Here is a 21,134-nt window from a genome sequence, read left to right on the forward strand (position 1 = left end):
TATGCAATCGTTCCCGACAACGATTTCAAAATAGTAGCAGCCTACTAAAAAAAAGATTATTTTTTTCGGTATTTTGCCACAACGTGAAATTTGAAACCGTAACCATAAAAGATATTGCCAGGGCGTTGGGACTTTCAACTTCTACCGTTTCGCGTGCATTGCGTGGTAGTTATGAAATTAGTCCGGAGACAAAAAAACTGGTACTCGAGTACGCCGAGAAGATCAATTACCGGCCGAACCCGATCGCTTTGAGCCTGAAAGAGCGCAAAAGCCGGTCGATCGGTGTGGTGGTCAGCGAGATTGCTAATACGTTTTTCTCGCAGGCGATCAATGGTATTGAATCCATTGCCTACAACCGGGGATACCATGTTATTATTTCCCAGAGCCATGAATCGTACGAACGGGAAAAGGTAACCATTCAACACCTGGCCTCCCGGTCGGTGGATGGGCTGCTGGTATCCCTCTCGAACGAAACGATTGATCTTTCACACCTCAAACAGCTGCACGACAAAGGGTTACCGGTGGTTTTCTTCGACCGGATCACCGACGAAATAAACACGCATAAGGTTACCGCCAATAATGTAAAGGGGGCTTTTGATGCTACCCAGCACCTGATCAATAAAGGATTTACCCGTATTGCGCATATTACGAACTCCCCTAATCTGAGCATTACCAAGGAAAGACTGCAGGGGTACCAGGAAGCCCTTAAAAAGAACAACCTGCCGTTTGATGAAAAGCTGGTCCATTACACCCTGCACGGTGGTATGATCTATGAGGAAATTCAGGATGAGATCCAGAAAATGTTCAATGCCCGCCAAAAACCGGACGCTATTTTGACGGCCAGCGATCGCATTACTACCTCCTGCCTTACAGCCCTGAAGGCCGTTGGCAAGAAAATACCAGATGATATTTCCGTGATCGGTTTTACCAATACCAATATTGCCGAGCTGTTCAATCCGCCGCTTTCGGCAGTACGGCAACCGGCTTTTGATATGGGACAGGCTGCCACCGAGTTGCTAATCTCCATCATTGAAAGCAAACGCCCGGTGACCGAATTTGAGACCAGGATACTGGATACAGAACTGTTCACCAGGGAATCGTCTGAGCATCCGCCACAGCCTTAAAACAGCCCCGGCTACAAGCTGCACGCTAACAGTCCGTAAGATCTAAGATCATTCGGCACCATCTTGCTATAGTCTTTTCTTTTTTTAGCTTCCCCAAAGAGGCTGGAACATTTTTTTAATCAGTGTTCAGAAAACGATTTTTAAAATTACCTTCACTTTATGCTTACGCAGGATGAGATCAAGCAGTTAGTTGCGATACAAGCTGCCCAACTGGTTCAAAATAATATGATAGTTGGTATTGGTTCAGGCTCTACCGTTTACTGGCTAATTATGGAGCTGGGTAAACGCGTTAAAAAAGGGCTGTTGTTCCAGGCTATTCCCACCTCAAAAAAAACCGCGGCACTGGCTGCCCAGCAAAACATTCCCCTGGCTGAATTGAATGATGTAAATCTGATAGATCTTACCATAGATGGGGCCGATGAAATTGACCCTAACCTGCAAATGATAAAAGGGGGTGGCGGCGCTTTGTTGCAGGAGAAAATGGTGGCTGCGGCCTCCCGCGAACTGCTTATCCTCGCCGATCATTCCAAACTGGTACAACACCTGGGTGAATTTCCACTACCCTTAGAGGTGATCCCCTTTGGCTGGAAACAGGTGCAACGCGAGATCCGCGAAACCTATCAGGTTGAAGCCGTTTTGCGCATGCTGAACGATCAACCATTTGTTTCTGACCACGGACATTATATCCTCGACTGCCACTTTCGCAAAATAGAAAACCCCGACATTTTAACTTATGAACTCAACGGTATTCCCGGTGTTGTTGACAATGGCCTGTTCGTAAATATGGCAGACCTGGCGCTTATCGGGTTTCCTGATGGAAGAACGGAGACTATGCATAAGTAGTTCTAAGTTCTGACTCGCGACTGTCTGCCGTCTGCCTTCTGCCGTCTGCCTTCTGCCGTCTGTCGTCTGTCGTCTGCCATCTGCCGTTTGCCGTCTGTCTGCCGTCTGCTCTCGGCTGAGCCGAGACCGTTTGCCGTTTGCCGTCTGTCTGCCGTTTGTACGAATACAAAGGTACCCCTTACTTTCATGCGATAACTCCATCATGTGACGGGCTTCGGAAACCGCTGTGACGTTTCGAGGAGAACGGTGTGACGAATGGTAATTTCTCCCCGGAAAGTTCATTTTAGTTGTGACGGTTCGAGGAAAAAGGTGTGACGAATGGTCGAAAATGAGTGATGGTTTGTATTTTCTCCTCATTGCCTCCTCGGATCCTCCTTGATTTGCCTACGGTAGACCTCGAATTCCGAGGAGGCAATGAGGACCCAATGAGGTACCATTGAGGTATCATTGAGGCATCAAGGTGAATTTGAGATGGATCGCCTTACGAAGGCAACATGCCTTTACTACACTAAACAGATGCTTTTTTCGTAAATTTGACTATATCAGATCCCAAAGTACCATGCATAAGAATAAACTGAATAGTTCCGACCACCTATACCTGCAGATCGCCGGAAACCTGGAGCAGCTGATCCATAACGATATCCTGAAGATCGGCGATAAGCTGCCTTCAGTGCGGATGCTGAGCGACGAATATGGTATCAGCATGGGCACAGCCTTTCAGGCTTACTATTATCTGGAAGGCAAAGGCCTGATTGAATCCCGCCCCAAATCGGGTTATTATGTGCGGTTCAACCAAAAACGTTTTCCCGCCATGCCGGCCGCGGCCAAACCGGAAGCCATGGCCGAAACCGTCAGCGTTGATGAAATGGTAACTGCTGTATTCAAGAAACTGAGCGCTACCGATATCACCAATTTGGCCCACGCAAAGCCAGCCATGGAACTGATCCCTGCCGCCAAACTAAATAAATCCCTGGTGCATGCATTTCGCCATTCGGCTGAAAGTTGCCTCAATTACGAAGATGTACAGGGAAACCTGGAATTACGCAAACAGGTTGCCCGCATGGCATTTAACTGGGGTGGAAAGATAAATGCCAACGATGTGGTGATCACCGCGGGTTGTATGGAAGCATTATCCTTATCGTTGCAAACAGTTACCCGTCCGGGTGATACCGTGGCCATAGAATCACCTACTTTCTTTGGCATCTTCCAGGTGATGGAAACATTAGGGTTACAGGTGATAGAAATACCAACAGACCCGGTTACCGGCATCGACCTGGATTACCTGGAGCAGTCGATTAAAAAATCAAATATCAAAGCCTGTGTGTTTGTGCCCAGCTTCAACAACCCACTCGGATGTTGTATGCCTGATGAGAATAAAAAGGCATTGGTAGAACTGATCACCAAACACCGCATTCCATTGATCGAAGATGATATTTACGGGGAATTGTATTTTGGCCAGCATCGCCCGCGTTGCTGTAAAACTTATGATACAGAGGGCTGGGTGTTGTATTGTTCTTCCGTGAGCAAATCGCTGGCGCCAGGTTATCGTATTGGCTGGACCATCCCCGGCCGTTTTAAAGAACAGTTTATCCGGTTAAAAATGCGTTATACTATTTCTGGTGTTACCATTACCCAACATGCTATGGCGCATTTTCTGGGCATTGGCCGCTTCGATTTTCATTTGAAAAAATTACGGACTGCACTACACACGCAACACCTTCGATACGTTCAGGGCATCATTGATCATTTTCCTCCCGACACAAAAATATCAAGACCGCAGGGCGGGTTTGTATTATGGCTGGAACTAAACAAAAAAGTGAACACCTTTCAATTGTACCAGGAAGCTATCAAACACCAGGTTTCTGTTGCGCCGGGAAGAATATTTTCCATACGCGATCGCTATAGTAACTATATGCGTATTGGGTATGGGCATCCCTGGAATGATGGGGTGGAGAGAGGGATCCGGATCTTAGGGGGATTGGCGAAGAAGTTGGGATAGGCAAAGGGGAATGTCGGGAAACGGGAAACGTGAAAGTCCTTGTTGCGGAACTTCGATTATTATCGGCAATCGGCAATCCTGAATCGGCAATAAGCAAAGTCGGAAAACGGGAAAGGGTTGCCGGCAGTCGGGACTTCCAAAAATTCGCGAGTCCACTCACAACTCACAACTGACCACTCACAAGCTCGTCGCGGCCCCCTTTATCAACTCTGTCAACTTTATCAACCTTATCACCCCTCACCTTCGCTGGTCAACTGATCAACTGGTTACCTTCCAATTACGTCGTCGGTAAGATAGGCGGATGCTCAAAGAACATCTCGATATCGGCAATGGAATTATAATTGCGAAAAACGTGCTGCGTGCGAATAGGTAAGCGTACAGTAACACCTTCGTCGAAAATGGCTTGCATACTGTAATTCTTCAAACGGCCGATCATTATGCGTCCGGCTACTTTTTCCAAACCAGTGCGGGTATAGATACCGCAAAAGGGCTGGGCAAAATTGACATCCTGGTACACATAAAAATCTGATTGGTTATCGCGCTGGTATTCCTGCAACAGTTCATGGATGGTACTGGCATCGAGGTCGAGCATATCGCAGGCCAGTAACAGCAGGTTTTTATCGGGGTATTGTTGATGAACGCTAAGCAGCCCTTTAATCGGGCCTTCCGCATCATAATTATCAACTACCAGCAGCTCGGGCGAGATCTCCTCGCAATAGGAGCTCACCTGATGCTGATTCACCGAATATACCACCGGCAGGTGGAACATGGCCAGCTTTTCATGCATATGCTTGGCCCAGATGGTATTACGAATTGGCAACAACCCCTTATCGGAGCCCATGCGTTTGCTTTCGCCCCCGCACAATATAACACCTAACAAGTTTTCCATACTATATATACTTACTGGAAGGTGATCAATCAAAGCAATCAGTCTTGCATTTTGCGATCTGCATGTCCCAGGCTTTTGCCAGGTGCCACTACATCACGCACCAACTGCTTCACTTCTTTAATTTCAAGGAAACCGCCCATTTCTTTACGATCAAAAACCTTTTGCTCCTCGATGCAAATAGTATACCGGCCACTGATCTCACTGGGTTTTAACAACACACCCTGCAAATCATCTGCAAAGGTGGTTAACAACTCCTGTGCCATATACGCAGCTCTGAGCAACCATCCGCATTTTGGACAATATTCTATAGTTATAGTGGGTTTCATGAAACAAAGATAAGGGTTCAGGCGCACGTACAAGCGCCTTGAAAAGACAACATAAGTCGCAAATTGGGGTTATGAGCCACCTTGTGTTCCAGCCCCCGGGCCTGCAGAAAATGTTAAATATGATTATTAACTATTGTTAGTTTGTCCTTAAATAGTTGCGCCAGCTGCCTTTACTACTTCAAAATCAGATTTGGGTGATTCACAAACCGGGCAATGATAAGTAACTGGCAGCTGATCGAAAGGGATGCCGGCAGCAATGTCGTTTATGCTATCGCCATACTGCTCGTCATACACGGTGAAACAATGCTTACATTGATGTATAACGGGTACATTCACGGGCGTCTTCGAGGCTGTTTCCTGTACCACTTCCTGGCGGTACACATTGTGTAAGATCTTATCTGCTTCGGTAGTGAGGTCATAAAAATATTTGCAGAGCGAAATGAGGTAGGTGCCCAGTTCTTCTTTCATCACCCCTTTTCGGAATAAAATATATTCGCGGGAGTTGGGATTAAAATCTTTGGTGTACATGATATCGTAGCGGTTCATGGAAGCGCTTTTATTACGACTGGCATTATACTGCTTTGCAATTACCACCGCTCCAAACAAACCAAACAGTCCCGATTTGCTTTTGGTCTTTATAGCAAAACTCAGCCCATGCGTTCGTACATCATCCTTGTCAAACTGACGAATGATGTACCGCTTCAAATTCAGGCCTTCCTCACTCAGGTCTTCTACCTGCCAGTTCAGTTCATTGGCAGCATGGTGTACATTGATACGATAGGTATTCAATACGTATTCCCATGCCGTACGATCGTTTTGCGCGATCCCCTTTACAATAAGCGACTTCCAGGGTGTAACATACAACTGCCCTACTTTTGTTTTCAAACAAAGCGAGGCTATGTCTTTTAAAAACGAAACGGGAAAACATTCATCGCGCCGGTAAATGCCCAGCCAGGTTTTTTCACCATAGCGGTTAAACCCTTCATAGTAGGGCAAGGCGAATTTGGGAATAGCCAGCTCACTGGAAACCGGTTGTGTTACGAACAGTTGCTTGCTATGCACCATGTCATACAAAGCATCGCCATCAGTCAGTGCAGGGTTGGCGGCAATCGCCTCTTCCAGCAGCCAGGTCAGGCGGGGAATGTCGTCGGAATAGATCAATCCTTTCCAGCAATAGATAACCGTGGTCTTGGGAAAACGCACATATAAATACCAGTAATTATTTACCGGGGAGGAAATAAAGTTGATATTACCGGTAAAGAAAGGAATGAAACTCTGGTTGGCATCAACCAGGTTAAGCTTCATTTTTGGCCGGTAATCGAACAATCCAAGAATGTCTTTATATACCCCTTCGCTTAACCAGTTGGCGTTTTGAAATACATCTTCGGCTACATACGAAGTGAGAATGTTGGCATATTCATCCTGATTGGCTTCATAAAAAACACCCAGCTGGTCCAGCTCTTTCCGAAACTCTTTTTCGTTGGAACTATCGGCCACAAAATATAATTGCTGCCGGTTCCCGAACTGTACCTGATCTACTCCACATCGTTCTGCAGCTTCCATCCAGGTATGCAGGTCACCCGCCGCCATGATGCCACCGGGAAGATTTATTTTTATATGATGGTACTTCCGCATAATAAAGTTCTTTATTCCTATTTTGAAGCCTTAGTTATTAAGTTATTGGGTTATTAGGTTTCAGATATTAAGGTTTTAACTAAATAACCTACGAACCTAATAACTTACAAACTTACTTTGCCAATACATTGTTTGTAACCCCCGATAATGTCTCTTCCAAGATCCGTTGCACTTCCGGTCTGCACGATCCACAACCTGTTCCCGCCCCGGTCAATGAGCACAATTGTTTGAGATCAGTACAGCCTTCGCTTATTTTATTTTTCAGGTTTTCGCTGCCCACGTTATTGCAACTGCACACCAGTTTGCCCAATACCGGCTCGGCCTTTTTACCACTGCGTAATAATTGCAGTCGCTTTTCATTTAGCTCGATCTTGTTGGCTATAAGCTCCCTGAATTCCTGGAACTCGCTTTTATCACCAATCAAAATAGCGCCTACCAGCCGGTCCTGGTGAATGATACATTTCTTATAATACCGCTTTGCTTTATCCAGGAAAATGATCTCTTCGTAATCATCATTCGGACATTCAGGAATTCCGATACTGCACAGATCGAAGCCATGAATTTTAATGATGTTCATGAACAGACTGCCTTTATAATAACTGGCAATATCACCTTGCAGATAGCGTGCTACCACATGCGCCTGTTGTTCGGCAGCAGCGGTAATGCCATACAATACCCCTTCAAACTCGGCAATTTCACCAATAGCAAACACGTTCGGGTCGCTTGTTTGCAGGCGTTCATTTACAATTACGCCCCGTTGACAATGCAAACCGGTTTCCTTTGCCAGCTCAATATTAGGAACGGTACCTATGGCAAATACCAACGCATTACAATCGATCACCTTCCCGCTTTTTAACCGGATGCCGGTCAGTTCGGTACGGCCATAGAACAACTGTACTTCATCATCGTAATAAATGTCGCACTCCTGATCAACCATTTCCTCGTGTAAAAACTGGCTTCCCAACGGATCGAGCTGCCGGTCGAGGAAACGGGAAATGCGTTGTATGATCGTAACTTTTATACCTACTTCGCGCAGTGAAGCTGCCAGCTCCAACCCCAGTAAACCACCACCGACAATCACCACATGGCCATCAGCAGGTACATGGTTTTTAAACTCATCGGCATCGGTGCGGCTACGCATGGTGAAGATCCCTTTTAATGAAGGTACATTGCGGGGCATAGCAGCCCGGCTACCTGTGGCCATTAACAGCACATCGTAATAAGTAGTGCGACCGGTTGAATCAACCACACATTTGTTTTCTCTATCTATCTTCTCTATACTGACACCTTTATATAATTTGATATTGTAACCAGGCTCCTCTGATTCTTTCATTTTGATCAACTGTTCCCAATTCTGGGTACCACTGATATAATCTGGTAACATTACCCGGTTATAAAAAGGAAAATTCTCTTTGCTGAAGATCACCAGCTCATCTTCCTTATTCATTTCGCGATATGATTTCACAAAACCAAATGCACCTGCACCTGCTCCAATGATCACGATACGCTGGCGCGGCTTTTTATAAGGTGTTACCTGTACTGCACAAAATTTAAAATCCGGCTCTTTTGATATAGGGTCCACTATTGTACTGGTAACATTGTTCGCGCGGTTCAGATCGTTGTTCAATATTTTACCCCAGTGCATAGGAATAAAAACCACCCCTGGCTTTATGGTATTTGACACCTGCGCTTTTACCTGCACTTCACCACGGCGGGAGCTTACCACCGTTATATCGCCATCCTTTATATGCATCCGGCGCGCATCATCGGGGTGAATTTCCAGAAATGACTGCTGTATATGTTGTTTCAGTTTATTCACCTTACCGGTCTTACTCATCGTGTGCCATTGATCGCGTATACGGCCCGTAGTAAGAATGAAAGGGAAATCCCCATTGGGCTTTTCACTGGTATTTTCATCGGGAACAGGATGAATAATGGCCCTGGCAGAAGGAGTATAAAAGGTTTTGTCGGTAAACAAGCGTACAGTGCCGTGACCTGTTTCTCCCTTCGGATACGGCCATTGCACTGACCTCCTGTTTTTTATCGTACTATAATTTAATCCGCTGATATCGATATTGGTCCCTTCAGTCAATTGAGCATGCTCATCGTATATTGCCGACGCGTTCTCAAAATCGAAACCATGATAACCCATCTTTTTGGCAAAGCGGCAAATGATCTCCGCATCGGGTAAGGCTTCGCCAGGTGCATCAACCACCTTGTTCAAATAAGCAATCCGGCGCTCTGAATTGGTCATGGTGCCTTCTTTCTCTGTCCAGGTAGCGGCGGGCAGAATGACGTCGGCATATTTCAGGGTCTCTGGCTTGTTGCTCATCTCCTGCACCACCACAAATTTGGCTTTTTTCAACCCTTCTTCAGCCACTCTTACATTCGGTAAACTGATCAATGGGTTGGTGCAAATGATCCAGATGGCTTTCAATTTACCTTCATTCAAGGCATCGAACATCTCCGTTGCCGTCAAACCGGGCTTTGGAGAAATTTGCGTTCCGCCCCAGAATTTCTCTACCTCTTCCCGATGTTTGGGATTCGTAAGCACGCGATGCGCAGGCAGCAGGTTCGACAAGCCACCTACTTCCCGACCGCCCATGGCATTCGGCTGACCAGTTAATGAAAACGGACCAGAACCGGGTTTACCAATGTGACCGGTAATGAGATTGAGATTTATTAAACTGAGATTTTTATTTACACCAACTGCACTTTGGTTCAACCCCATAGTCCATAAGCTCATAAAACCTTTGGCATTGCCAATGTGTTGTGCAGCAAGGATAATAAGGGCTTTATCAATACCGCAGATCCCGGCGGCTTCGTCCAGCGTTCTTTGAAAAATGATCTTTTTATATTGCTCAAATCCTTCCGCATGGTTCTTTACAAAATCAAGATCTACATCCCCATTCTCTATCAGTAAGCGGCCAATGGCGTGGTTCAATGTAATATCTGTTCCGGGATTCAGCTGCAAATGCACATCGGCCAGTGAACAGGTATCCGTTTTACGGGGATCGGCCACAATGATCTTTATATGCGGATTTGCGGCTTTATGTGCTTCTATGCGGCGCCATAGAATAGGATGGCACCAGGCCGGGTTAGCGCCGGTTATAAAAAAACAATCTGCCAGCTCAATATCATCGTAACAACCGGGCACACTGTCTTCGCCCAGTGCCATCTTGTAACCAGCCACCGCGCTGCTCATACACAGCCGCGAGTTGGTATCAATATTATTACTGCCAATAAACCCTTTGATGAGTTTATTGATCACATAGTACTCTTCGGTGAGGCATTGTCCTGATACATAAAAAGCAACAGAATCAGGACCGTATTTATCAATGAACGTTTTGAATACAGCAGCCGTACGGTCCAGCGCATCATCCCACGACACCCGTTGCAGGGGCATGTTTTTATTATACCGCATTTGCGGGTATAACAAACGGTCGCTTCTGTCATTTACAGTATAATGCAGATTCATTCCCTTGCTACACAACATTCCTTTGTTCACCGGATGATTCTTATCACCTTCAACCGTAATGTTTCCCTTTTTGTCCTTATTTACCACTATGCCACAACCCACCCCACAATAGCTGCAGGTAGTAGTCACTGAAACGGGATGTTGATTATTCATACTAATGCTTTTGATAAAAACCTGATCTACTGTCTTATGATCTTACATTCATTATTAACTATGCTGCTACTACCGCCGGCTCCAGTTCTTCTTTTACTTCCCCTTTACGGAACCGGCTAATAAATATGATAACAGATACAACGATCACTATGATGCCTATATAACGGAACGCTTCTATATAAGTAATAGATTCCGACTTAAATAAAAACCCGAAGGCCATACCGCCCAGGTTTCCACCGGCTCCTACGATACCCGCTACCAGACCAACATTCTTTTCATTAATAAAAGGTACAATACCGTATGTGGCGCCATTGGCCATTTTTAGGAACAGGGCAAACAACAACATCGAGGCAATAGCCAGTACCAGTGTTCCAGCCTGGGCAAACACCAGAAGGCCCAAACCTTCGAGCATTAATACAGAACCAAGCAACAGTCCTTTGCCACGCATGCCATATTTGTTTCCTATTTTATCTGATACAATGCCACCCAATGCACGGGCAAAAATGTTCATGAAACCAAAGATCCCTGCCCAAAACCCCGCACTGCTTTGCTCTAGCTTGAATGTATCTACAAAATGTAATGAAGCTACGTTATCAAAGGTGATCTCCATACCAAAGCACATAGCATATGCAAGCGCCAAAGCCCAAACACGCCAGTCGCCCAATATCGACCAATCTGTTTTGCTTTTTGCTCCACCCGTACGGCCAATCTCTTTATAATTACCCGCGGGTGTATCTTTCGTGAATCTGTAATATAAAAATGCGATGATCAGCATCATTATACCCGGCACTATCATAGATAATCTCCAGGCGCTGTGCGGTGTATAACCAAACCCTACTATAGCTGCAAAGATCAAAGGCATTACCATGTTGGTAACACCACCACCTAAATTGCCCCAACCACCAGTAACAGCATTGGCGGTACCTTTTATTTTTGCCGCAAACATCATAGAGGTATGAAACTGTGTAATTACAAACGAAGCACCAATGACGCCAATAGCCAGGCGGAATAACAGGAATGTTGTATAATCATGCGCCAGACCTACCAGAAAAACAGGGATAGATCCTACCAGCAATAAACGTACAGCAGTAATACGCGGGCCCCAGGTATCACACAACCTGCCAATGACCAGACGTGCAATAATGGTAGAAGACACTGAAGCAATAATAATATTTCCAATCTGAGGTTTTGTCAATCCAAGATCGGCACGTATTGTAGGCATCAGCGGAGCCAACCCAAACCAGCCAAAAAAACAAACAAAAAACATCAGCCAGGTAATATGGAATGTCTTCATTTGAATACCGCTGAGCGAGAAGATTTTCAGTTTATCGAGTGGTTGTTGATTCATTTTTTTAGATTAATGCTATTTAAAATTTTGTTGCAGGCCTCCCCCACCCCTCCCGATCTGTCGGGAGGGCTCACTACTTACTTACTACCAGGCTTAAAAAAGAAATCAGGGCGAATGTTGATCATCAGGTACGCCCAGTTGGCATTATGCCTTGCCTGGTCCATGGTTGCTCTTTTAATGTACTCGGTACTGTTGTTCGCCTTCATGTATGAGTAGCCGAGCTCCAGCGTTGTAAATTTGTTGAGTGAATAATTGGCTATAAGATCAAACTCGTAGCCCAAATTCTTATCTATATTAATTTTATCAGGGTCAGCGGCATTGGCCACATTTTCCGCCAACATAAAATTGTGAGCGTCCAGGCTTACAAAAAATCTGGCAGCCTGGTATTTTATTTTAAAGTAAGCATCTTGCAAACCACCTACGGGTGACCCTGTGCCTACATAATAGTAATCCATATAGCCCCAATGTTTATGCGGGGTGCCATATAAAGGGTCGAAGCGATGGGTTTCAGTTGCGGTTGTCGTTGAATTGTTGCCGGATAAATAATCGTATCCAGGGCCAAAGCTGAATTTGCCTTTTTGCAAAGTGAGGGAAGCAGTGTAATGCGAAGCAGTCAGGTCTTTTCCATCGCGGTCTTTGCCACTTTGAAAATAAGCCCCTACCTGCCAGAAATTCTTCAAAGCGGTCGCTTTGCCAAAAGAACCATTGATCATTAAACCATAGGTAAGACGGCTGTTCACCCCTTTCACATCATATCTTCTACCATATACATAACCGCTAGTAGCATTACCTGTTGAATCGAGGCGGTATTTTGCGAAATCATCTTTGAAGAAAAGCCCGGCAAATTTAATTTGGCCGAATTTCCGGCTCACATACAGCATTTGCATGCTTTTGTATTGCTGGTTCATACCGTTTGTACTTACAGCATTAGCCAGTACGGGAGCACCTGCTTTACTGCTGGCAGCGCTAGCCGCGCCGTTGGGCGATAATGGCAATAATCCTGACGGTGTAGCCACCAATTCGCCCAGGGAATTGGTAACATAAGGCGGTACATTGCCTGCAACATAACCAGTACCAGTATAACCAAACGCGTCGGAGTTTTGATTAAAACCGGCGCCCAGGTCTACCTGCCAGCCATGGTGCAACGCTTTTATCAATATGGCATCATGACGACGGCCTTGCTGTAACCAGTCCAGGTCACCCAACAAACGAACATCATCATATATTAACGCCTGGCGGCCAATTTTAAAAGAAAGATTATCGATACCCTTTGTTTTAATGGTGGTATCAGCCACATTCATAAGCGTTACTTCAGCCCAGGCTTCATGAACCATCAGTTTGTTTCCGTCGGCATTATTAATAGTAGAAGCATCCTGCCCCCATACCCGAACGTCCTGAACAGAAAAGTTGAAGTTTACACGGTCCCATTTGTAGCCGAATAGTAAGCGGGCCCGTTGAGAGGTTAAAAAAGCAGGGTCAGTACCTTTTGCATTGAGGGTGCCATACCCGTCACGTACTTCAGTACGCGTACGCAACTGCCCCGCTAAACTAAATTGCGCGGCGCTGTAGTAAGGCTTTCCCAAAAAACATCCAAATCCGGTAACTGCCATGAAAATTAGTTTTTTCCTCATAATTTTGTTTTGGTTTTTTTACGATGATGATCCATTCATGTCGTGATTTGCTTTCCCCCGGTTAGACTGCCATCTGCCGGGGGTTTTTAATCGGCGTTGGTGTGTTTTGCTTTTACCATGCAGTAAGTTTTATTACAAAATCGGGTTTTACATTATGGCAAGCAATCGTTAAACACTATGTAGGCAAGCAACCGATAGAACCATCTACCAAAACATCATTATCTATTCTTCAATACCTATATATACAAGGTCATTTTCAACTTTTACCGGATAGGTTTTTAAATCACCGCAATCATCGCCACTCAAACATTTCCCCGTTGTCAATGAAAAGGTTTTTTTATGAAAGGGACACGCCACTTTGGGTTCATTATTTTGTGCTCCTATCATTCCACGGCTTAAGGCCATTTGCATGCGGTGTGGGCACATATTCTGTGTTGCATACCATTCGCCGCGGCGACTAAAATTGAAGAGCGCAATTTGTTCGTCGTGATACTTCACACAAACACCGCCATTTTCAGGCACATCTGTAGTACGGCAGGCCAAAAACCAGGTAATTACGTTTTCTTGGATCATAACATGTCATTGTATTTTTACAAAAGGGTTACCTGTTCAGCTTTCGCTGAATCATTTTTCTTATGGCATTTAATATGGAAAAATAAAAACCCGCTGCATTTTTATGCAGGCAAACAATCGTTAGAATAGGTAGCCTATACCGGCAGTTAGCCGGCCAGCCACATAGCAAATGTGTGTGAGTGTTTTAGTGTATCAGAAGAATTATCAGAAGGATGGCGGCTCCCCAGCCTGACCAAAATAAGATGCGTGTTGTTTAGTATGCTACTTCCACTCCTTCGCTTTTTTCTGTTCCCGCATAGGTTCAAATGTTATCGAAGGATCTTTCTCTTCAGGTGCATTTACAAAATGCGAGAAACGTTTCCGGATCTCAGGATTCTCAACCGCTTCTTTCCATTCACATTTATAATTATCTACCAGCAATTGCATTTCTGCTTCCAGCTGTTCGGCAATGCCTAAGCTATCGTTCACCACTACATTTCGCAGATAATCAATGCCGCCTTCCATTTTATTTAACCACGTAGCCGTACGGGTTAATGGATCGGCTGTTTTTATATAGAACATCAAAAAGCGATCGATGAATTTTATACAGGTTTCCGAATCGAGGTCGGTAGCCAGTAACAGGGCATGTTGTGGTTTTGATCCGCCATTGCCGCACACATACAGGTTCCAGCCTTTTTCTGTGGCTATGATACCAAAATCCTTGCTTTGCGCCTCAGCACATTCACGGATGCAACCAGAAACGGCAGATTTCAGTTTATGCGGAGCACGAAGACCGCGGTATCTTTCTTCAATTTGAATAGCAAAGCTAACACTGTCGTGCAGGCCAAACCTACACCAGGTGCTGCCCACGCAGCTTTTTACCGTACGCAATGCTTTACCATAAGCGTGACCGCTTTCAAAACCGGCAGCGATCAGTTCACTCCAGATTGCAGGCAGGTCACTTACGTGTGCACCAAACAGATCTATACGCTGACCACCGGTAATTTTTGTATACAGATTGTATTTCTTGGCTACTTCCCCTATTACGATCAATTTTTCAGGAGTAATTTCTCCACCTGGGATACGAGGCACTACCGAATAGGTGCCGCCTTTTTGAATGTTGGCCAAAAACCGATCGTTGCTGTCCTGCGCCGTATCATTTCCTTTGGCGAGGATCATTTCATTCCACAGGCTGGCCAAAATAGAAGCTACCGGCGGTTTACACAATTCGCAACCATCACCTGTACCCAGTTTATTCAACACTTCATCAAACGTCATGAGCTTATGCACCTTTACCAGGTCGTACAGTTCCTGACGGCTATAATTAAAGTGCTCGCATATTACATTTCGTACATATTTCCCTTGTGATTTCAGCGTATGGTTGATCAGGTCTTTTACCATAGGAACACAACCACCACAACCCGTACCTGCTTTGGTACATTTCTTAATGGCGTCCATGGTTTCATTACCATCGCATACCGCTTTACAGATATCCCCTTTTGAAACACTTTCGCAACTGCAGATCAGCGCATCATCGGGTAAACTTGTAATACCAGCACCGCCTTCGCTACCAGATCCGCCACGAGCACCCAGGATCACATCTTCAGGGTTGGGCGGTAATACCACTTTATTCTTGGTGGTTTGCAGTAACATATTGTAGGCATCTGCATCGCCCACCAGCACCCCGCCTAATAAATATTTTCCGTCGGTTGAGATATTAATCCGTTTGTAAACACCCTTCATACTGTCTTCCAGTACGATGGTACGCCCTTCAGTATGCGATACAAACGGGTCACCAAAGCTGGCCACATCAACACCTATCAGCTTCAGTTTGGTACTCATATCAAAACCGGTGAACGATTTGTCGCCACCCATCAGGTTGGCAGCTACTACCTCAGCCATTTCATAACCAGGCGCCACCAGACCGTAGATCATTCCGCCGTGCAAAGCACACTCGCCAATCGCAAAAATGAAAGGGTCGCCGGTAGCTAATTTATCGTTCACTACAATGCCACCGCGGTGACCTGTTTCCAGACCGGCCAGTTTCGCCAACTCATCGCGGGGTTTAATACCGGCCGAGATCACAAGCATATCAACATCGAGCCTGGTATCGTCTGAGAACTGCATCCCATTGATAAACTGATCACCTAATATTTCAGAAGTATTCTTGCTTGTATGAATGGAAAGACCCAGCGCTTCCAGCTTTGCTTTTAAGATATTGGACCCCGCTTCATCAATTTGCCGGGGCATAAGCCGGGGAGCAAATTCAATTACGTGCGTATTGGTAACACCAAGATCGATCATGGCTTTAGCAGCTTCCAAACCCAGCAAACCACCACCGATCACTGCACCGGTCTTAGCCTTTTTAGCATAAGCGGTCATCAGTTCAAGGTCTTCTATTGTGCGGTAAATAAAAACGCCTTCTTTTTCAACACCGGGGATAGGTGGAACAAAGGCTGCAGAGCCAGTAGCCAGGACCAGATAATCGTAAGACTCGGTAATGCCGTGGTGAGAACGAACAGTCTTTTGTTCGCGATCTATATAAGAGATGGGATCTCCTAAATACAGTTTAATATTTCGGTCAGCATACCAATCCAGGCCGGCCATCGTGAGGTCTTCGGCTGTTTTCCCGGCAAAGTATTCACTCAAATGAACGCGATCATAAGCCGGACGGGTTTCTTCCCCAAAAACAACAATTTCAAACTGCCCTGATTGGGCTTTGGCTGTTAGCTTTTCACAAAACTTATATCCAACCATTCCATTGCCGATAACTACTATTTTCATAATCTGCGGTTTTAAGTGTCAGTTAATACGCAGGCAATCGTTATATTAATTAAAATCACATATAAGAACAAAATGGCAATTCGCTAAAAATTTATCCGTTGTTTTGTGATCTCTGTAATAAAAATACGTTCTTTTTGTTGTTATTTTTACCGAGAAATCAAATATGAACTATATATTTATTTTACTAATGTATAATTATATAAATTTTTCTCCCATTTTTGAGGTTGGAACCGGACAGACTTAATCTCTTTAGGCACTATTGCGATTTTGCAGACCGGTTGGCAGGGAAAACAAAACATTAAATAATATTACATATATACTTTACCAGTGAAACGAAACAAACAGGGTTGTGATCTGAAAAGCTGCTTTTTATGCAGACTGTGTTCAAAGGAATGGCTTCCGGCAGTAGATGCCCATCGTCAAAGCTTTCATGTAAACAAAGGCGAGATGCTTTTTAGCGAAGGCAGCGAGGTTACCGGCATCTACTTTATATATAAGGGGACCTTTAAGGTCCATAAAAAGTGGACTGACGATAAAGAATTGATTGTTCGCCTGGCCAGGAGCGGCGCTATTCTTGGTCATCGTGGTTTAGGCAATGATGTTATTTATCCGGTATCGGCCACCGCGCTGGAACCTGGGGAAGTATGTTTTATTGACATTGGCTTTTTTCAGTCTACCCTAAAAGTGAACCCGCAGTTCTTATATGAATTAATGATGTTCTTTGCTGGTGAACTAAAGGAGTCTGAAAAGAAAATGCGCAACCTGGCGCACATGCCGGTTATAGGTAGAATTGCGCAGGCTTTGTTATCTATTCAGTCAACATTTGGCACCACGCCGGAAGGTTTTCTTGATATTAACCTGAGCCGCCAGGATCTTGCCTCTTACACTGGCACCACCTATGAAACCGTATTCAGGATCATGAATGAACTGGTACAGGAAGGCAGCATAACCTTATCGGGCAAAAGCATTTGCATAGCTGATATTGATAAGTTGCGTGCGCATATTGGTGAATGATCCTATTAATTAAAATATTTTTTAGTGGAAACAGTAACAATAGAACCCGAATTAATTGTAGCAGGTGCAGGTGCTGGTGATCCCGAACTCATTACACTGAAAGCATACAAACACTTACAGGAAGTGCCGGTGGTATTATATGATAACCTGGTAAATAAATCGTTGCTAAATTACACCAGCCCGCACTGTGAAACCATTTATGTTGGCAAACTCCCCTATGGCGATTATACACCACAGGAACAGATCCATGAACTGATAAAAGAAAAAGCCTTTTCAAAAGGCCGGGTGTTGCGGTTAAAGGGCGGCGATCCTTTTATTTTCGGAAGAGGGTTTGAAGAAATATTGTTTGCACGTCAACATGGAATAAAAACAACTTACATCCCTGGCATTACCAGCATGCAGGCCAGCGGCTTGTATGATATACCTTTAACATTCCGTAACATCAGTGAAAGCATATGGGTAGTTACCGGCACAAAAAAAGATGGTTCTTTATCAGCTGATCTGCAACTGGCCATACAAAGTAAAGCCACAGTAGTGATTTACATGGGGATGAAAAAACTGCCTGAAATAGCCAGCATATACATTGATAAAGGCTATGCCGATATGCCTGCAGCTATTATCCATTATGCCTCGCTGCCTTATCATAAACTTGTTAAAGGAAAGATCAAAGACCTGCCACAACTGGCAGCAGCACAACAGATAACTCATCCTGCTCTTATCATCATTGGTCCTGTTACAGATACAGAATTTTTATCGGCCACGCAATAACCAACATTAAAACTACTAATACATAACAACGGTTGATATACAACGTTATACATTACAAATAAAACACACTTCAAATCGTAGTTTATAACAGGATTCCTGTCATGAAGGGATATGCTAAGTACTTATATGTACCACCTACTACATGATGGGGCGTATTTGCACAAGTTTCACAATTTATTTGTTGTCGCCGGGCAAGACTCCGGTGTATTAAACAAGGTATCATTTCACAAGTAGCAACAGATAAGAATTTAGCGATACTACGCCTTAAATTCTTTCACTTTTTATACAAGGCTCTGGTTAGGCACCAAGAGTTCCCGGACAAAAACCCCGGGAACTTACACTTTAGTTATGCAAATAACATGCACTACACCAGGATTTACAGGCCTGAAGGATGGGTTAATTTCTTCTACCGGCCTGCACACGAAGACGGAAGTAGTTTACTCAAAACGCTTTCAACATCCTTCGTATACATTATCGTTACGCCCTTTTAGCATACCACAGGATATGCCGGCCATCTACAAGTGGGCATGGAAACTAAGCCGTGCAGCAAATACAGTGGCAGCAAGCTACCTATATGCAGGCAGTTCAGATTTTGCCCGCTCTTTTATGGTATTATTGAATAACCGGCTCGCTCTTTGCCAGGTTGATATATGTACCGCAGAAAAAGACGAGCTTTATGATACATTTCCAACTTCCTCCGGCGATTATATTATTCGGCTTTTAATGAACGCCAACAGGAAAACAATTCGCCCGCTACACCTCAAAGCCCTTCAAACCTGTATGGAATATTTCTTTTTATTCCCGGAGATCAAACAAATCATTGCTGAACCCGAGGCTGACAATAAACTGTACAATGAAATTTTATCAAGAGCGGGTTTTCAGCAGGAAGAACAGGTGTTTAGTCAATATTCAATATGTAACCTATTAGTTTGTACACGTAAAAGTTTTATACCAGAATAAGTCCATTAACCTTGTCCGATAAGCCGAGCATAAAAAGTAAAGGAATACTTTGCTTTATCTATTCTTGGCTGTTACTAACCTTGTCCTTGAAACTAAGAGCTAAAAGTGAGTAGAAGAGTTGTCAAGTGCTTTCCATAAAACCTCTTTACACTCTTTTGCTCCTTACTGCTCTTGGTTTACAACCTTGTCCTGAAAAGTACCTTATCCTGATAGCAACCTTGTCCTATGCAACCCCAGGCCAGGAGGAAAAGGGACCTATAGAAACATTCCGGAAACTTTCTTTCTTCCCTTTTTAACCAGCTCCCGGCACTAATGATCCTCCATTTGCTTGCCTTATCCTTCATACCTTATCCCCCATGTTTCACCATGGGATAGAAGCAGCATTATAAAGAATCATTAAACCCAGGGAGGGAATCAGCTTTGATTTCCTCCTTTTTTATTTTATTACTCTTCTATCTTATTCATTTGCATTGCTGTGTATTAATCTCTACACCTTCCCCTCTCATCAGGCATGAAATTTTAGCGAATAACCAAAAGAGTATATGACGCTGAAAGCTTTTTACTGGAAGTATTCTGTGTGGGCGGCAATACTTAATACGCTAAGCATTGTTGTTTTCCTTTTTAATAGACAATACGAGAATACCTGGCTATTGTACCTTGGTAATTTTCTTTTTTGTGCTGTTGTATTAATGGGAGTATTCAAGGGTTATCATCGGGTGCACGATACGGCCAGTTTACGATCATCTACCATGATGGGGATCAAGATCACCATTTATGGCATTTTACTCGCCATACTTCTATGCGTTGTGGCGCTAGTGATAAATTCGATGTTCACTGGATTAAACGACAGAGGCGAGCCGGCCCAAAGTGGCAGGGGCGATGTTTTATTTATCATTCTAGCCAATACCATTGCGGTTAACGCCATATTGGGTGCCCTAACAGCAGTTATTGGCGCTACAGCAGTTAAGAAGAACCAGAAAACTGAAGCAGGTAAAACCTTGTATTAACACCAAATACAGATAAATCAATCAACATGAAACTGATAGGCATTTTATTGATCGTCATTGGCATTCTCATGATCATATTAAGAGAGGTAAACTTCACCACAAAAAAAGAAGTGGCTGACCTGGGCCCGGTTGAAATAAAGAAAAAAGAACAACATACGGTGGCCTGGCCATTGTACGCAGGCATTGGAGTGGCCATTTGCGGGGTGGTAGTACTGGCTGGTAGCAGTCGTAAAACAGCCTGATGCATTGTTCCCTCATTGGGGATTTTTATGGACAGTACCCGTGATATACAACCTTATGGGTCAATTCATTACCTGCGGAATAGGATTTGAAGTGATAAAACACAACATATCTATTACTTATTTAAATTTTATAATCATGACTACAACAACTAAAGTTATTTTGGGCTTGGTAGGCGCTGCTGCTGTAGGCGCTGCAGTGGGAATGTTATTAGCACCAGAAAAAGGAAGTGATATAAGAAAGAACATTAAGGATTCAGCTGGTAAATGGTCTGATAAACTTAGCGACATGTGGCAAAATGGTAAAAAAGCTGCCGAAAAAGCATCTTCTCGGGTGCAAACCGAAATGTAAGATTCGGTTTCAATTCCGAAAAACCATATTCG

General features: G+C 44.3%; 17 protein-coding genes. 9 read left to right on the top strand and 8 right to left on the bottom strand.

What is annotated here, in order from left to right:
* Positions 1-83: 83 nt before the first annotated feature.
* The 3 genes from J7I42_RS00900 to J7I42_RS00910 all read left to right on the top strand — a co-directional run bounded on the left by J7I42_RS00900 (position 84) and on the right by J7I42_RS00910 (position 3,966).
* Positions 84-1,124 (top strand): LacI family DNA-binding transcriptional regulator, encoded by a 1,041-nt coding sequence (locus tag J7I42_RS00900; protein WP_209136885.1) that lies wholly within the window; start codon positions 84-86, stop codon positions 1,122-1,124.
* A gap of 159 nt (positions 1,125-1,283) precedes the next feature.
* Positions 1,284-1,967 carry a ribose-5-phosphate isomerase RpiA gene (gene rpiA, locus J7I42_RS00905; RefSeq protein WP_209136886.1) on the top strand — a complete coding sequence of 228 codons (684 nt, stop codon included), beginning with the start codon at positions 1,284-1,286 and terminating at the stop codon, positions 1,965-1,967.
* A gap of 559 nt (positions 1,968-2,526) precedes the next feature.
* Complete coding sequence (locus tag J7I42_RS00910; RefSeq protein WP_209136887.1) at positions 2,527-3,966, top strand: aminotransferase-like domain-containing protein; 1,440 nt, start codon at positions 2,527-2,529, stop codon at positions 3,964-3,966.
* 277 nt (positions 3,967-4,243) lie between these two features.
* On the opposite strand, the gene mobA is transcribed toward J7I42_RS00910, so the two are convergent.
* The 8 genes from mobA to nirB form a co-directional block, all read right to left on the bottom strand.
* Complete coding sequence (gene mobA, locus J7I42_RS00915; protein WP_209136888.1) at positions 4,244-4,855, bottom strand: molybdenum cofactor guanylyltransferase; 612 nt, start codon at positions 4,853-4,855, stop codon at positions 4,244-4,246.
* A 38-nt stretch (positions 4,856-4,893) separates the two neighbouring features.
* Positions 4,894-5,181, bottom strand: coding sequence for a SelT/SelW/SelH family protein (locus J7I42_RS00920; protein ID WP_209136889.1), 288 nt, complete (start codon positions 5,179-5,181; stop codon positions 4,894-4,896).
* Positions 5,182-5,328: 147 nt separating this feature from the next.
* Positions 5,329-6,816 carry a rubredoxin gene (locus tag J7I42_RS00925; protein WP_209136890.1) on the bottom strand — a complete coding sequence of 496 codons (1,488 nt, stop codon included), beginning with the start codon at positions 6,814-6,816 and terminating at the stop codon, positions 5,329-5,331.
* A 112-nt stretch (positions 6,817-6,928) separates the two neighbouring features.
* Positions 6,929-10,447 (bottom strand): nitrate reductase, encoded by a 3,519-nt coding sequence (locus tag J7I42_RS00930; protein ID WP_209136891.1) that lies wholly within the window; start codon positions 10,445-10,447, stop codon positions 6,929-6,931.
* A 58-nt stretch (positions 10,448-10,505) separates the two neighbouring features.
* Positions 10,506-11,795 (bottom strand): MFS transporter, encoded by a 1,290-nt coding sequence (locus tag J7I42_RS00935; protein WP_209136892.1) that lies wholly within the window; start codon positions 11,793-11,795, stop codon positions 10,506-10,508.
* A 77-nt stretch (positions 11,796-11,872) separates the two neighbouring features.
* A complete protein-coding gene (locus tag J7I42_RS00940) occupies positions 11,873-13,426 on the bottom strand; it encodes an alginate export family protein (RefSeq protein WP_209136893.1) in 1,554 nt (517 codons plus the stop codon).
* Positions 13,427-13,648: 222 nt separating this feature from the next.
* Positions 13,649-13,999 carry a nitrite reductase small subunit NirD gene (gene nirD, locus J7I42_RS00945; protein WP_209136894.1) on the bottom strand — a complete coding sequence of 117 codons (351 nt, stop codon included), beginning with the start codon at positions 13,997-13,999 and terminating at the stop codon, positions 13,649-13,651.
* 261 nt (positions 14,000-14,260) lie between these two features.
* Positions 14,261-16,762: a nitrite reductase large subunit NirB gene (gene nirB / locus J7I42_RS00950; RefSeq protein WP_209136895.1), complete on the bottom strand. Its 2,502-nt coding sequence runs from the start codon at positions 16,760-16,762 to the stop codon at positions 14,261-14,263.
* Positions 16,763-17,089: 327 nt separating this feature from the next.
* Here nirB and J7I42_RS00955 point away from each other — a divergent pair, with 327 nt between their 5' ends.
* The 6 genes from J7I42_RS00955 (at position 17,090) to J7I42_RS00980 (ending at position 21,102) form a co-directional block, all read left to right on the top strand.
* Positions 17,090-17,776: a Crp/Fnr family transcriptional regulator gene (locus tag J7I42_RS00955; protein WP_209136896.1), complete on the top strand. Its 687-nt coding sequence runs from the start codon at positions 17,090-17,092 to the stop codon at positions 17,774-17,776.
* A 24-nt stretch (positions 17,777-17,800) separates the two neighbouring features.
* Positions 17,801-18,544, top strand: a complete 744-nt coding sequence (cobA, locus tag J7I42_RS00960; protein WP_209136897.1) for a uroporphyrinogen-III C-methyltransferase — start codon at positions 17,801-17,803, stop codon at positions 18,542-18,544.
* Positions 18,545-18,892: 348 nt separating this feature from the next.
* Positions 18,893-19,504 (top strand): GNAT family N-acetyltransferase, encoded by a 612-nt coding sequence (locus J7I42_RS00965; protein ID WP_209136898.1) that lies wholly within the window; start codon positions 18,893-18,895, stop codon positions 19,502-19,504.
* A gap of 542 nt (positions 19,505-20,046) precedes the next feature.
* Positions 20,047-20,511: a hypothetical protein gene (locus J7I42_RS00970; protein ID WP_209136899.1), complete on the top strand. Its 465-nt coding sequence runs from the start codon at positions 20,047-20,049 to the stop codon at positions 20,509-20,511.
* A 26-nt stretch (positions 20,512-20,537) separates the two neighbouring features.
* Positions 20,538-20,753: a hypothetical protein gene (locus J7I42_RS00975; protein WP_209136900.1), complete on the top strand. Its 216-nt coding sequence runs from the start codon at positions 20,538-20,540 to the stop codon at positions 20,751-20,753.
* Positions 20,754-20,808: 55 nt separating this feature from the next.
* On the top strand, positions 20,809-21,102 hold the full coding sequence (locus J7I42_RS00980) for a YtxH domain-containing protein (protein ID WP_209136901.1): 294 nt from the start codon (positions 20,809-20,811) through the stop codon (positions 21,100-21,102).
* Positions 21,103-21,134 lie beyond the last annotated feature (32 nt).

Origin of the sequence: Niastella soli, assembly GCF_017742245.1 — a bacterium.
Classification (GTDB): domain Bacteria; phylum Bacteroidota; class Bacteroidia; order Chitinophagales; family Chitinophagaceae; genus Niastella; species Niastella soli.